Below are 13,907 nucleotides of genomic sequence, written 5' to 3'. Positions count from 1 at the left end.
CAAACACAGGCAGGATATAGGCATGGCGAGCGCCGTCGAACAGCTTTTCACGGTCAAGGCAAAGATCGCTGCCGCCGAGCGCGAGGCAGGCCGTGAGGCCGGAGCGGTGGCGCTGGTCGCGGTCTCGAAAACCTTCGACGCCGCCGATATCCGCCCCGTCATCGAGGCCGGCCAGCGCGTCTTCGGCGAAAACCGCGTCCAGGAAGCACAAGCCAAATGGCCGGTGCTGAAGGAGGCATTTTCCGACATCGAGCTGCATCTGATCGGTCCGCTGCAATCGAACAAGGCCAAGGAAGCGGTGGCATTGTTCGACGTCATCGAAACCGTCGACCGTGAAAAGATCGCCGCAGAGCTGGCCAAGGAGATCGCCAGGCAGGGCAGGACGCCAGGGCTCTATGTCCAGGTCAACACCGGCTCCGAGCCGCAAAAGGCCGGCATCGAGCCGCGCGAGGCTGTCGCCTTCGTCGCCCGCTGCCGCTCGGTTCACGCCCTCGCCATCGAAGGGCTGATGTGCATTCCGCCGGCCGACGAGAACCCCGGTCCGCATTTCGCGCTGCTGGAAAAGCTTGGGCTCGAGGCCGGCGTCGGCAAGCTCTCCATGGGCATGTCCGGCGACTACGAAATCGCGATCGCCTTCGGCGCGACCAGTGTCAGGGTTGGATCGGCGATTTTCGGCGCCAGATGAGGCGCAGCCGACCTTAGGCCACAGGCTGACATCGACTAAGCCAGCGTATAGAAACGGAACGTTTCGTTCCTATATCGGTCGAGTTATTCTCAACCCGTCTGGAGCCACCATGCGTTACAATCAACTTGGAAATACGGGGATGTTCGTCTCCGAACTTTGCCTCGGCACGATGACGTTCGGCGCGGCCGGCGAGAATGCCCAATGGGGCCTGATCGCCAGCCTCGACCAGAAGGGCGTCGACGAGATCGTTGCCCGCTCCCTCGCCGCCGGCGTCAATTTCTTCGACACGGCGGATGTCTATTCCTTCGGCGCCTCGGAACGGCTTCTCGGCCAGTCGCTCAGGAACCTTGGCGTCAACCGTCAGGACGTGATCATCGCCACCAAGGTTCATGGCGCCATGGGCGGCGGCCCGAACCAGCGCGGTTCCTCGCGCGGCCACATCATGGATTCGGTCGAGAGCAGCCTCGAGCGGCTACAGCTCGATCACATCGATCTCTACCAGCTGCACGGCACCGACACGGTGACGCCGATCGACGAGACACTGCGGGCGCTCGACGACCTGGTTGCCGCCGGCAAGGTCCGCTATGTCGGCGTCTCGAACTGGCAGGCCTGGCGCATTGCCAAGGCGCTGGGTATTGCCGAGCGCAAAGGCTTTGCCCGCTTCGAGACCGTGCAGTCGTACTACTTGATCGCCGGCCGCGATCTCGAGCGCGAAATCGTGCCGCTGCTCAACGAGGAGAAACTCGGGCTGATGGTCTGGTCGCCGATGGCTGGCGGCCTGCTCTCCGGCAAATACGGACCGGGCGCCCCCGGCAATGGCGAGGGCCGCCGCGCCAGCTTCAATTTCCCGCCGGTCAACGAGGACCGTGCCTGGGCAGCAGTCGCCGTCATGCGCGAGATCGCCGCCAAGCACGGCGTCAGCGTCGCCACGGTGGCGCTCGGCTATGTCCTGGCCAAGCCATTCGTGATGAGCGTCATCATCGGCGCCAGCCGCATGGAGCAGCTGGAACAGAACCTTGCAGCCACCGAGTTGCAGCTCGATGCCGATGATCTTGTTCGCCTCGACGAAGTCAGTGCCCTGCCCGCCGAATACCCGGGCTGGATGCTGGAGCGTCAGGCGGCCGGCCGGCGGCCGGCGCCCTTTGTGCCGAAAAAGTAGTTCAATTTACCTTCGATTTGATGCTTCGGGAGCCGGCAGGCTCCCTATCTTTTTTTGGGCTCAAGTCAGCCGAACAGTCTCGACCAAAAAGTCCAAAAACGCCCGCACCCGCGCCGGCAGATACTTGCCTTGGCCGACATAGACGGCGTGGGTGAGTTCCTCGTCGCCGGGATTGAAATCTTCCAGCAGCGGCAGAAGCCGGCCGGCGGCAATGTCGGCCTCCACATGCCAGCGTGCCAGCCGGGCGATGCCCGCCCCCGAGAGCGCCATCAGCCGCATCGCCTCGCCGTCGCTGACCAGCGTATTTCCGATGATCGACAGGGTGATCGGTTTGCCGGCCGCGTCGATAAAAGGCCAGCCCTCGAGGTGACGAACGAAACGGAATCCCATCCGGTTGTGACGATCGAGGTCGGCGGGCGTCTTGGGCGTGCCACGCGCTTCGAGATACGATGGCGCCGCAACGACGACCACCCGGCTCTGCCCGAGCTTGCGCGCCACCAGCCGTGATTCGCCGAGCGGCCCGGCGCGGATGGCGACGTCAGCGCGCTCCTCCATCAGGTCGATGACATCGTCGGTCAACACCAGATCGACCGAGATTTCGGGGTAGCGCTCTAGGAAACGCGGCAAAAGCGGGATCAGCCGATGCTGCCCGAAAGGCACGTAGCTGTTGATCCGCAGCCGGCCACGCGGCGCGGCACCCGCCGCTGCCTCGCGCTCGGCCGCCGCCATGTCGGCAAGGACGCGCACGCCGCTGTCGAAGAACGCCGCCCCCTCCGGCGTCAGTTGCAGCTTGCGCGTCGAACGGCTGACCAGCCGCGCACCAAGCCGCGCCTCCAGCCGCGCGATCAGCTTGCTCACCGCCGACGGCGTCATCCGCAACGCGCGGGCAGCGGCTGAAAAGCTGCCCGCCTCGACGACGCGGACGAACACTTCGATCTCGCCGGAGCGATTGATGTCGGGCCTGGCCATTGGTGAATCTATTTCACAGACGATGTGCCCGATGCAAGGCTGGTTCACAGCACATCGCGGCACGATCTTCCGGATCGGGGCGTGGGAGGACACGGCGCCCGTCGTCAAAACTGGTCGTCATCGAAGTGGGAACCGCCATGCCCCTTGCTCTTTACGCTCTTGCCGCCGGTGCCTTTGGCATCGGCGTCACCGAATTCGTCATCATGGGCCTGCTGCTCGACGTCAGCACCGATCTCGGCGTCTCGATCTCAGCTTCCGGCCAGCTGATTTCTGGCTATGCGCTGGGCGTCGTCATCGGCGCGCCGCTGCTGACGATCGCGACCGGCCGTTGGCCGCGCAAGACCGTGCTTCTGGCGCTGATGGCGATCTTCACGCTGGGCAACCTCGCTTGTGCGCTTGCCCCAGACTACTGGACGCTGATGGGTGCGCGCGTACTGACCGCCTTCGCCCACGGTACCTTCTTCGGCGTCGGCTCGGTCGTGGCGACCGGACTGGTGGCGCCCAACAAGAAAGCCTCGGCGATCGCCCTGATGTTCACCGGCCTGACCATCGCCAACATCCTCGGCGTGCCCTTCGGCACATGGCTCGGCCAAGCCTTCGGCTGGCGCGCGACCTTCTGGGCGGTGACCCTGGTCGGCATCGCCGCCTTTACCATCATTCTGCTGCTGGTGCCGCGCAGCCGAACAGAGCCTGAGAAGAGCAATTTGCGCGCCGATCTCGCCTTGCTCGGCCGCGCGCCGGTCCTGCTTGGCTTTGCCACCACCGTGCTTGGCTATGCCGGCGTCTTCGCCGTCTTCACCTACATCGCCCCGTTGCTGACCGAGATCACCGGTTTTGACGAGACAGCGGTGTCGCCGATCCTGCTGGTCTTCGGCGGCGGCCTCATCGCCGGCAACCTCGCCGGCGGCAAGTTCGCCGATCGCTGGCTGGTACCGTCCGTTCTCGGCAGTCTCGTCGTGCTGGCGCTGGTGCTCGGCACCATGACCTTCGCCCTGCACAGCCAGGTCATGGCCGTTATCTATGTCGGCCTGCTCGGCGCCGCCGCCTTCGCCACCGTCGCGCCGCTACAGTTATGGGTGTTGCAGAAGGCGCAAGGCGCCGGCCAGAGCCTAGCTTCATCCTTCAACATCGCCGCCTTCAACCTCGGCAATGCGGCCGGCGCCTGGCTCGGCGGCGTGGTCATCGCCCATGGTCCCGGCCTCGGTGCCGTCACCTGGGTCGCGGCGCTGTTGCCACTTTCAGCGCTTGCCGTGGCGGCGTTTGCGCTGCGTCTCGACCGAGATCCTGTCCTCGCTACACCGGAAATCGCGCGGTCATAGAACGCAAACCTCAGCCAATCTTTGAAACAGCCATCCTTCCACAAGGAGCAAACCCATGGATTATCGAAATCTTGGCGCATCAGGCCTGAAGGTCCCGGTGCTCTCGTTCGGCGCTGGAACCTTCGGCGGTTCAGGCCCGCTGTTCGGTGCCTGGGGCAACAGCGATGCGGCGGAAGCACGGCGGCTGGTCGACATCTGCCTTGAGGCCGGCGTCAACCTGTTCGACACCGCCGATGTCTATTCGAATGGCGCTTCCGAACAAGTGCTCGGCGCTGCCATCAAGGGCCGCCGCGACGCCGTGCTGATCTCGACCAAGACCTCGCTGCCGATGGGCGACGGTCCCAACGATGCCGGCTCGTCACGTTCACGCCTGATCAAGGCCGTCGAAGACGCGCTGAAGTGTCTTGGCACCGATTACATCGACCTGCTGCAACTGCACGCCTTCGACGCCGCAACACCGATCGAGGAGGTGCTGTCGACGCTGGACAGTCTCGTGCGCGCCGGCAAGCTGCGTTATGTCGGCGTCTCCAATTTTTCCGGCTGGCAAGTGATGAAGTCGTTCGGCCTGGCGGATAGACATGGCTATCCCCGATACGTCGCCCATCAGGTCTATTACTCGCTGGTCGGACGCGATTATGAATGGGAGTTGATGCCGCTCGGCCTCGACCAGGGCGTCGGTGCGCTGGTGTGGAGCCCACTCGGCTGGGGCCGCCTGACCGGCAAGATCCGCCGTGGCCAGAAGCTGCCTGAGAAAAGCCGGCTGCACGACACGGCAAGCTTCGGACCGCCCGTCGAGGATGAGCATCTCTATCGGGTCGTCGACGCGCTTGATGTTGTCGCCGAGGAAACCGGCAAGACCATACCGCAGATCGCCATCAATTGGCTGCTGCAGCGGCCGACCGTCGCCTCCGTCATCATTGGCGCGCGCAACGAGGAGCAGTTGCGCCAGAATCTCGGCGCCGTCGGCTGGTCCTTGACAGCCGAGCAGATGAAGAAGCTCGACACGGCAAGTGAGGTCACCGCACCCTATCCGTATTTTCCCTATCGCCGGCAGGAGGGTTTTGCCCGGCTGAACCCGCCCGCAGTCTGACGCTCCAAAAGCTGGGCGGCGGCTCCCAGACTGCCGCCCGCCCGGCTAATGCAGAACGAACTCGCCGTCGACCTTGCGCCATTCGTTCGGCGCGATCAGCTTCTGGTGCGTGTAGCTGACCGAATGCAGCGGGCCTTCGAGCTTGGCCTTCCAGAACTCGATGAAGCGGATCAGCACGGGAAATTTCGGGGCGATGTCGTAATCCTGCCAGATGAAGCTCTGCAGCAGATGCGGATGATCTGGGAAGTGATAAAAAATCTTGGCCGTGGTCAAGCCATAGCCCTTGAGCATCAGGTCCATTTCTGAATGGTCGCGCATTGCCGGTCCCCTGGTTGATTCTCCTTCCTCCCAGCCTGAAATTGTGCACCCCATTTGCTTATTCGTCTATTGATATTTCTGCGATCAAACCAGATTCCTCCCGCAAAAACATGCGCTTAGCAGCCGCCTCACGAGAGTGCTGACACCGCCCGGCAAGGCACCTGCGGCATCCCGCCGCGCGAATCCAACGTCTAATGTTGCCGTCACCGCCGAACTGTTAATAATGCGCGCGAATTCGCGGCCGCATCGCCGCGATCCTGCCGGCGGTCAAGCCGGCGGTTTGGTTTTGGGGAGGAAGGCGAAGAAATGTCCGATGTTCATGTCCATCGCGTCCAGCCGGCGTGGAAGAAGAACGCGCTGATTGACAATGACACCTACCTGAAATGGTACGCCGACAGCGTCAAGAACCCGGACAAGTTCTGGGGCAAGCACGGCAAGCGCATCGACTGGTTCAAGCCCTACAGCAAGGTCAAGAACACGTCCTTCGACGGCAAGGTTTCTATCAAATGGTTCGAGGATGGCCAGACAAACGTTTCGTGGAACTGCATCGACCGGCATCTGAAGAAGCGCGGCGAACAGACCGCCATCATCTGGGAAGGCGACAATCCCTACGACGACAGGAAGATCACCTATAACGAACTTCACGCACGTGTCTGCCGCCTCGCCAATGTGATGAAGAAGCACGGCGTCAAGAAGGGCGACCGCGTCACCATCTACATGCCGATGATCCCGGAGGCCGCTTATGCGATGCTCGCCTGCACGCGCATCGGCGCCATTCATTCGGTTGTCTTCGGCGGCTTTTCGCCGGATGCGCTGGCCGGACGCATCGACGACTGCAAGTCGACCTTCGTCATCACCGCCGACGAAGGCCTGCGCGGCGGCAAGACTATCCCGCTGAAGGAGAACACCGACAAGGCGATCGAGATCGCCGCCAAGGCCGGAACGAAAGTCGAAAAGGTCTTGGTCGTGCGCCGCACCGGCGGCAAGACCGGCTGGGCCGCCGGGCGCGACGTCTGGTACCATGACGAGGTCGCCACGGTTAAGGCCGAATGCAAGCCCGAGAAGATGAACGCCGAGGACCCGCTGTTCATCCTCTACACATCCGGCTCGACCGGCAAGCCGAAGGGCGTGCTGCACACCACCGCCGGCTATCTCGTCTATGTCTCGATGACCCACCAATATGTCTTCGACTATCATGACGGCGATATCTACTGGTGCACCGCCGATGTCGGCTGGGTCACCGGCCACAGCTATATCGTCTACGGGCCGCTCGCCAACGGCGCCACCACGCTGATGTTTGAAGGCGTGCCGAACTACCCGTCGCAGTCGCGTTTCTGGGACGTGATCGACAAGCACAAGGTCAACATCTTCTACACGGCGCCGACGGCGCTGCGCGCGCTGATGGGCGCCGGCGATGCCCATGTCACCAAAACGTCGCGCAAGTCGCTGCGCGTGCTCGGCACCGTCGGCGAGCCGATCAATCCGGAAGCCTGGGAGTGGTATTTCAACGTCGTCGGCAACGGCAAGGTGCCGATCGTCGACACCTGGTGGCAGACCGAGACCGGCGGCATCATGATCACGCCGGTTCCGGGCGCCACCCACCTCAAGGCGGGTTCGGCGACGCGGCCCTTCTTTGGCGTCAAGCCGCAGCTGGTCGACGCCGACGGCAAGGTACTGGAAGGCGAAGCCAGCGGCAATCTTTGCATTGCCGACTCATGGCCGGGCCAGATGCGCACCGTCTATGGCGATCACGACCGCTTCGTGCAGACCTATTTCTCGACCTACAAGGGCAGGTACTTCACCGGCGACGGCTGCCGCCGCGATGCTGACGGCTACTACTGGATCACCGGCCGCGTCGATGACGTCATCAACGTCTCCGGCCACCGCATGGGCACCGCCGAGGTCGAATCGGCGCTGGTTTCGCATGAGAAGGTCTCGGAGGCCGCCGTCGTCGGCTACCCGCACGATATCAAGGGCCAGGGCATCTACTGCTATGTCACGCTGATGGCCGGCGAGACGCCAAGCGAGGAATTGCGCCAGGAGCTCGTCGCCCATGTCCGCAAGGAGATCGGCGCCATCGCTTCGCCCGACAAGATCCAGTTCGCGCCCGGCCTGCCGAAGACCCGTTCCGGCAAGATCATGCGGCGCATCCTGCGCAAGATCGCCGAGGATGATTTTGCCGCGCTCGGCGACACCTCGACGCTCGCCGACCCGGCAGTCGTCGACGACCTGATCGCCAACCGGCAAAACAAGAAGGGCTGATGCAACCCGCATTGGGCGCCGTCACCGAGCTTTGGCGCTATCCCGCGAGCTCGCTCGCCGGCGAGTTTCAGGAGGCGATCTCCGTCGACTGGTATACCGTCGAAGGCGACCGCCTGTTTGGTCTTGTCGATACCTCGACCGATGAAATCGCGCGGCCCGACCGCGAAGCGAAATGGCACAAGGTGCCCCGCATCCGCACCCGGCTGTCGCAGGCCGGCAGGCTGGAGGTCGCCATCCCCGACGGACGCTGGCTTTCGGCACCTGGCGCGCAAAGTGATCGCGCGGTTTCCGCGTATCTCGGCTTTGCGGCTTCCATCCGGCCGTTCCGCCGGGAAAATGCGGCTCCGGATTACCTCGGCCCCCTGCTGACGGAACGCTACGTCAAAACCCCTATTCATCTGCTGACCACCGCCTCACTGGCGCGTTTGAAAGTGCTGCATCCAGAGGGCGCCGCCGACGCGCGCCGCTTCCGCTCCAACATCGTCGTCGATATGCCAGAGGTCGAGGGGTCGTTTCCCGAGACGGAATGGATCGGGTGCAAGCTGGCAATCGGCGACCTGCTCCTGACCATCTCCGAGCCGTGCCGTCGCTGCGGCTTCACCATCATTGGCCAGAACGGGTTCGACCACAACCCGGCAATCCTGCGCAGCCTGGTCCGCCACAACGCCCATAACCTCGGCGTCTACTGCACCGTCGATCGACCGGCCCGCGTCGAGATCGGCGCCACGATGCGCCTCCTGTAGCTATCGGTACAAATCCGCCCGCGTCGGCGGCAGGCCGCTCGGCCCACGCGCGCGCCTAGTGACAACGGTCTGGAAAACCTGCGCCGAGGCGCGTTCGAAGGTAATCGAGCAGCCGGTGAGATAAAGCAGCCAGAGCCGCGCCTTGGCTTCGCCGACCTCGGCGATAGCTTCATCGAAGCGTGCGTGGAGGCGCTCGGCCCATAGCCTGCAGGTGCGCGCATAGTGCTCGCGCAAATTTTCGACGTCGTAGACGAGGAAGCCGTGCGCCTCGAGATTGCCGAGCGTCATGCCGATCGTGTCGAGTTCGCCGCCCGGAAAAATGTATTTGATCAGCGCCTTGAATTCCGGCCCCTTGCGCAGCGTCTTCTTCAAGCTGCCCTTGTCGCGCCGGGTGATGGCGTGGTGCAGATAGATGCCGCCCGGCTTGAGCAGGCGATGGATCCTCGAGAAATAGGCCGCATGGTTGGCAAGCCCCAGATGCTCGAACATGCCGATCGACGAGATCTTGTCGAAGGAGCCGGACAGCTCGGCATAGGACTTTATCTCGATGGTGATGCGGTCCTCCAGCCCCTCGGCGCGGATGCGTTCACGGGCGAGCTCGGTCTGTGCTTCCGATAGCGAGACGCCGTGGCCGACGACGCCATAATTCTTCACCGCATGGATGAGCATCGCTCCCCAGCCGCAGCCGATGTCGAGCAATCTATCGCCGGGCTTCAGCCGAAGCTTGCGGCAGATATGGTCGAGCTTGTCTCTCTGGGCCTGATCGATATCGTTGGCGAAATCCTTGAAGTAGCCGCAGCTATAGACCATGCGCTCGTCGAGGAAGAGCCGGTAGAATGCGTTGGAAATGTCGTAATGATGCTGGATCGCCTCCTTGCTCGAACCGCTGACGAAAGGATTGCGGCCGGAAAGATCGGTTCGCGTCGTCATCTGTTTTCGCGAAAACAGCACCGCCGGCAGGTCGCGCAGGATCGCCAGCTTCGGCAATGTCTTGAGCTTCGTCCTGAGCTTGCCGTGCGTGGGCAAGGCGTAGAAATCGAACAGCGATCCGTCTTCGACGTCGACCGCCTTGGCAATCCACATCTCGATCAGCGTCGATAAAGAGGGCCGACGTACGATCTGCCAGACGATGTCCTGGTCGTTGATGGTGAGCACCGGGCCGGCAGCCGGGCCGATCCGCTCGCCTGTCCACAGCCTCACCGCAAAACCCGGCTTCAGCGTCTCGATGACCGTCCGAACAATCCGGGCCGCTCTCTCGGCTGCCTCCATCCCCGTCCTCCCTTACCCGGCAAAATAGTGGCCCGGAACAATAGCGGCTCGATCTTGCCTGCCCGATCGGCCGGCCGCAAGCCGCCCGAGTGCACAAGCAGGCTTGTTCAGGATTTTCGGGTGCCGCGCCTTGCCATTTGCCGGATGACACCCCATCATGGGGGAGTGTTCAACAAATCGAAAGGAGGTGATCCGATGTCGAGTGATTTCGTTTTCCAGAACGTGGCCTCAGCGGATCGCACTTTCGGGAAGCAGTCTTCCCGTTAAGGCGCGAGATGCGCGGCTGGCGACCAACCGTCGCCGCCAGGAGCCGCGCCATGGACGGAAACACGGAAGGCCGCCGACTTCGCGAGAAGCGGCGGCCTTTTCCTTTTTGGGCTGTTGTCCCTTATTTGGTTACGGTCAACATCTCGACGTTGCGCGCTATGTCCTGGAAAGCCTGGTTGAGTTCGGTTCCATTGGCAGCTTGGTAGAAGTGCTTGATCTTGGCGGTGTCCGGGCTCGCGCAATCCTGGAGCGTGGCCTTGGCATTCGTTTCGTTTAGGTCGAACCCAATAGTGAAGATCTCGATGCCGTTGTCGCGCATGGCAGCGCAAAGTTTCTTGGCGGCCGTGCGGGTCGGCTCCTTGCCGGCGTCATTGTAGACGTCGCTCACCGTGCTCGCATCGAAGTAGGACAGGTTGAATTCGCCGTCGGTCATCAGGATCGCGATTTTGGCGACCTTTCTTGGATCCATCTTGGCCGGCTGCTGCGAAGTCCTCATGATGCCCCCCCAGTTCTCCGAGAGCATGTACCAGGTCCACTGCACGCCGATATGGCCGGCAGTGCCGCCGGAGGCGACGAAATTCTTGATGACAGTCTTGAGCGCCGTCGCATCCGCCGTCAGCGGCATCAGCGTGGCGGCCGGGCAGGCGGCGGTGCCGGTTTGCCAGGCGAAGGACGACAGCAGGTAGTCGCGGTTGACCATGCTGGCGTCGGGGCCTGCGTCCGAATATTGGTAGGTCCCCTTGCGTTCGGTGGCGCAATTGTCAGGACGGATGAGCCCCGAGACATACTGCACAGCGTCATTGGCCGGCGCCTGTTTGCGTTGGCTGGCGGTGGTTTCCACATAGACGCTGCTGGCGGCAAGTGTACCGGCATTCACCGAATTGGCATAAGGCACGATGGCAACCCGCACGCGCGGTTTGGAGGTGTCCTGACCGCCCAGAAAACTGTCGACGGCATTCGCCGCAGCCGTCCGCAGATCGATGATTTTCTGGCCTGCCATCGAGCCGGTCACATCGAGCATCATCGCGACTTCGATCTGCTTGTCCGAATAGAGAGCCGTCGTCGATGCGGGAACGCGTTGCATGCCAACCGTGCTGAAAAGCGGGAAATAGTAGTTGACGTTGACATGGACGTCCGCCTGGACAGTCTTGGCTGTCCTGTCGACAACCAGATTGTCGAGGACGATCTGGTTGTCCTGGAGGATACCCGCCGTGCTGTTGGCATCGAGAAAGGCCTGCACCGATTTGCTGGCGTCGGCCTCGCTGATGACGCCGGTTGTCAGGTCGCGGGCCGTCGAGGTGACCGCTGCATCGACCACGCCTTGCAGGCTCGATTTTACATTGTAGAGTTGGGACACGTTGACGGCAAAGCCGACACTCAGCGCCAGTACTGAGCCGATTATACCAAACAGGACCGCGAAATTTCCGCTGCGATCCCCGGCAAAGCCGCCGATCGCCTGAACAAGACCCCCGAAACGCCGCATCCCTTCCGCCTCCATTCGCTACAGCCTGCAGCTGTCCGAACGCGCATTGCAGGAATCCGGCCGGATCGCGCCGCCGGGCGCGGGAAAGCGAGCGGCCCCCGCTCAGGCCATTGTTTCCAAACGGTTTCGAGCGGCGACAAGGTAAACAGCGGGTAAACGAAAGCCGCGTCGGCACGGCTTTGTTCAAAAAGCGCTTACCAAGATTCGGGCTCGCAATTCGAGACGGCTGGACTGCGTCCCAATCCGGTACAGACGAGATGTATCGAACAGGATCAGTGCTGCCGCAGTGGCGGCAGGTGGAAATCCGGACTGCGAATGTGTCCGAAGATCAGGCCAGCATCCGTGCGCTGACGGTCTTGTCGACGCCGCGATAGGGCGGCTTGAACAGATTGCCTTCCTGCTCGTGGGTCCAGACCTTGAACAGGCTGAGCCGATGCGGGCCGAAACTGTGCAGCAGCGGCACGTCGGTGGCGTCGCGGCCGCGGGCTATGACGACGCGGCCGATCCTCGGCACATTGTGGCGAGGATCGAAGGTGTACCATCTGCCATCGAGGAACACTTCCACCCAGGCCGAGAAATCCATCGGCGCCGGATCGGCGGGCACGCCGATATCGCCGAGATAGCCGTTCACGTAGCGGGCCGGGATGTTCATGCAGCGGCAGAGCGTGATCGCCAGATGGGCAAAGTCGCGGCAGACGCCGACGCGCTCCTCATGCGCCTGCGCCGCCGTGCGGGTCGAGCGCGCATAGCCGTAGCCGAAGGACAGGCGGTTGTGGACATAGTCGACGATCGCCTGCACCCGCGCCCAGCCCGGCGGAAGCTGGCCGAAAAGTTGCCAGGCCAGGTCGCCGAGATCGTCGGTCTCGCAGTAACGGCTGCCGAGCAGATAGCCGAGCACCTCGTCCGGCAATTCGGCAACCGGGACTTCCCCGGCCAGCGTGTTGACTTCGTCCATCTCGCCGCTGTCCTCGACCACCGCGTCATAAAGGATGCGAAAGCTTCCGGCCGGCGCCGTGAAGCGGCGGCAGCTATTGCCGAAAAGATCGTGGTAGACCCTGGTCGGAACCGACGGCGACGTCAGCACGCGCGTCTGCCGCTTGATGTCGGCCTGGCGATCCCGATGGATCTCGAGCAGCGAAACAATCGGCGTGGCTGCAGCGCATTCAATGGCAATTTCATAGCCGAGCCTGATCAGCATCGCCGTCCCCCTACGATCGTCATGGAAGATAGTGCTGGTCAACGCAGGAGAGTGTGCGGCGGTTCCTTGTGGTCGTCAAAAACGACGCCTCGCGACTTCCCATACGGACGCGGCAACGTTACGGTCGATCGACACGCGTCTTTCGAAATAATTCCTCCAAGATGACCCCGGGAAACCGATGTTCGCAGGCAGAAAATTCGCGGCCTTCCTGTTCGATATGGACGGCACGATTCTCAATTCGATCGCCGCGGCGGAAAGGGTCTGGGCAGCGTGGGCGCATCGGCAAGGTCTTGACGTCGCCGCATTCCTGCCGACCATCCACGGCGTGCGGGCGATCGAGACCATCGGCCGGCTGGCGCTCCCAGGCGTCGATCCTGCCCGCGAAGCCGAATCGCTTTTGCAGGCCGAGGCGGCCGATGTCGAGGGCATTCGCCCGATTGCCGGCGCCGCGGCCTTCTTGGCGTCGCTGCCGCCTGGAAGCTGGGCGATCGCCACTTCGGCACCGCGCGAACTTGCCTTGCTGCGCCTGCAGGCCGCCGGCATTCCGGCTCCCGCCGTGATCGTCGCGGCGGAGGACGTGGCTCGCGGCAAGCCGGCACCCGACTGCTTCCGGCTGGCGGCCGCACGGCTCGGCGTCGATGTGCGCGACTGCCTCGTCTTCGAGGACGCGCCGGCCGGCATAGCGGCAGCCGAAGCCGCGGGCGCTGCAATCGTGGTGATCAGCGCCACGCACCGGCATCCGTTGCAGACGCCGCATGCCGCCATCACCGGCTATGGCGCGATCGGCATCGCTGTCGATGACAACGGCTGGATTGCCATCGAAGCGGAACGGACCGCACAGCCTGCTTAACTAGCATCCTGCTTGCGCTAAAAGTCGCTGGTCAGGCCCTTGACCTCCCAGTCGCCATAGCGGCCAGGCTCCTTGCCGCCGCGCCCGCCGATCTCCCTCGGCAGCGTGGCTTCCTGCTCGCGATATTTCTCCCGCCGGGCCTCGGCCTCGACCAAGGCGCGCCTGGCTGCCGGGGTCAGCGGCTTTTGCGGCGAGCCGTTAGCATGCGTTTGGCTGGTTTTGTCGATCATGCGATCTTCCGCTAGATTGAAACAGGCCCCGATTGAAACGGGAACCGCTGTTTCCCATCATATAG

At 63.1% G+C, this 13,907-nt stretch carries 13 protein-coding genes; 7 read left to right on the top strand and 6 right to left on the bottom strand.

The window, feature by feature from the left end; genetic code table 11:
- The first annotated feature begins 22 nt into the window (after positions 1-22).
- Together NKJ81_RS15415 and NKJ81_RS15410 are read left to right on the top strand one after the other, a co-directional pair.
- Positions 23-685, top strand: a complete 663-nt coding sequence (locus NKJ81_RS15415) for a YggS family pyridoxal phosphate-dependent enzyme (RefSeq protein WP_352540918.1) — start codon at positions 23-25, stop codon at positions 683-685.
- A 109-nt stretch (positions 686-794) separates the two neighbouring features.
- Positions 795-1,844, top strand: a complete 1,050-nt coding sequence (locus NKJ81_RS15410; protein WP_352540917.1) for an aldo/keto reductase — start codon at positions 795-797, stop codon at positions 1,842-1,844.
- 60 nt (positions 1,845-1,904) lie between these two features.
- Here NKJ81_RS15410 and NKJ81_RS15405 read toward each other — a convergent pair whose 3' ends face one another.
- Positions 1,905-2,813 carry a LysR family transcriptional regulator gene (locus NKJ81_RS15405; protein WP_352500794.1) on the bottom strand — a complete coding sequence of 303 codons (909 nt, stop codon included), beginning with the start codon at positions 2,811-2,813 and terminating at the stop codon, positions 1,905-1,907.
- A 137-nt stretch (positions 2,814-2,950) separates the two neighbouring features.
- Here NKJ81_RS15405 and NKJ81_RS15400 point away from each other — a divergent pair, with 137 nt between their 5' ends.
- Positions 2,951-4,132 (top strand): MFS transporter, encoded by a 1,182-nt coding sequence (locus NKJ81_RS15400; RefSeq protein ID WP_352471291.1) that lies wholly within the window; start codon positions 2,951-2,953, stop codon positions 4,130-4,132.
- Between the two features lie 55 nt (positions 4,133-4,187).
- Entirely contained in the window at positions 4,188-5,222 is a 1,035-nt protein-coding gene (locus NKJ81_RS15395; RefSeq protein WP_352540916.1) for an aldo/keto reductase, read from the top strand.
- 45 nt (positions 5,223-5,267) lie between these two features.
- On the opposite strand, the gene NKJ81_RS15390 is transcribed toward NKJ81_RS15395, so the two are convergent.
- Positions 5,268-5,540, bottom strand: a complete 273-nt coding sequence (locus tag NKJ81_RS15390) for an usg protein (protein ID WP_352540915.1) — start codon at positions 5,538-5,540, stop codon at positions 5,268-5,270.
- 306 nt (positions 5,541-5,846) lie between these two features.
- Here NKJ81_RS15390 and acs point away from each other — a divergent pair, with 306 nt between their 5' ends.
- Positions 5,847-7,802 carry an acetate--CoA ligase gene (gene acs / locus NKJ81_RS15385; RefSeq protein WP_352471293.1) on the top strand — a complete coding sequence of 652 codons (1,956 nt, stop codon included), beginning with the start codon at positions 5,847-5,849 and terminating at the stop codon, positions 7,800-7,802.
- Positions 7,802-8,545, top strand: a complete 744-nt coding sequence (locus NKJ81_RS15380; RefSeq protein WP_352540914.1) for an MOSC domain-containing protein — start codon at positions 7,802-7,804, stop codon at positions 8,543-8,545. The genes acs and NKJ81_RS15380 overlap by 1 nt, the downstream gene beginning before the upstream one ends.
- Here the strand turns inward: NKJ81_RS15380 and NKJ81_RS15375 are convergent, their stop codons facing one another.
- From NKJ81_RS15375 to NKJ81_RS15365, 3 genes are all read right to left on the bottom strand, one after another.
- Positions 8,546-9,814 carry a class I SAM-dependent methyltransferase gene (locus tag NKJ81_RS15375; protein WP_352540913.1) on the bottom strand — a complete coding sequence of 423 codons (1,269 nt, stop codon included), beginning with the start codon at positions 9,812-9,814 and terminating at the stop codon, positions 8,546-8,548.
- 388 nt (positions 9,815-10,202) lie between these two features.
- A complete protein-coding gene (locus NKJ81_RS15370; protein WP_352540912.1) occupies positions 10,203-11,564 on the bottom strand; it encodes a pilus assembly protein TadG-related protein in 1,362 nt (453 codons plus the stop codon).
- Between the two features lie 328 nt (positions 11,565-11,892).
- A complete protein-coding gene (locus tag NKJ81_RS15365) occupies positions 11,893-12,762 on the bottom strand; it encodes a transglutaminase-like domain-containing protein (protein WP_352540911.1) in 870 nt (289 codons plus the stop codon).
- 178 nt (positions 12,763-12,940) lie between these two features.
- Between NKJ81_RS15365 and NKJ81_RS15360 the strand changes: the two genes are divergently transcribed.
- The gene (locus NKJ81_RS15360; protein WP_352451228.1) at positions 12,941-13,612 is read left to right on the top strand and encodes an HAD-IA family hydrolase; all 672 of its coding nucleotides are present in this window, start codon (positions 12,941-12,943) and stop codon (positions 13,610-13,612) included.
- A 17-nt stretch (positions 13,613-13,629) separates the two neighbouring features.
- Here the strand turns inward: NKJ81_RS15360 and NKJ81_RS15355 are convergent, their stop codons facing one another.
- Positions 13,630-13,842 (bottom strand): DUF1674 domain-containing protein, encoded by a 213-nt coding sequence (locus NKJ81_RS15355; protein ID WP_352451229.1) that lies wholly within the window; start codon positions 13,840-13,842, stop codon positions 13,630-13,632.
- Positions 13,843-13,907: the final 65 nt, after the last annotated feature.

It is taken from the genome of Mesorhizobium sp. M0018, from assembly GCF_040323955.1.
In the GTDB taxonomy this organism is placed as follows: Bacteria; Pseudomonadota; Alphaproteobacteria; order Rhizobiales; family Rhizobiaceae; genus Mesorhizobium.
Note: the sequence above shows the minus strand (reverse complement) of the source record. Positions and strands in the feature narration are given on the sequence as shown.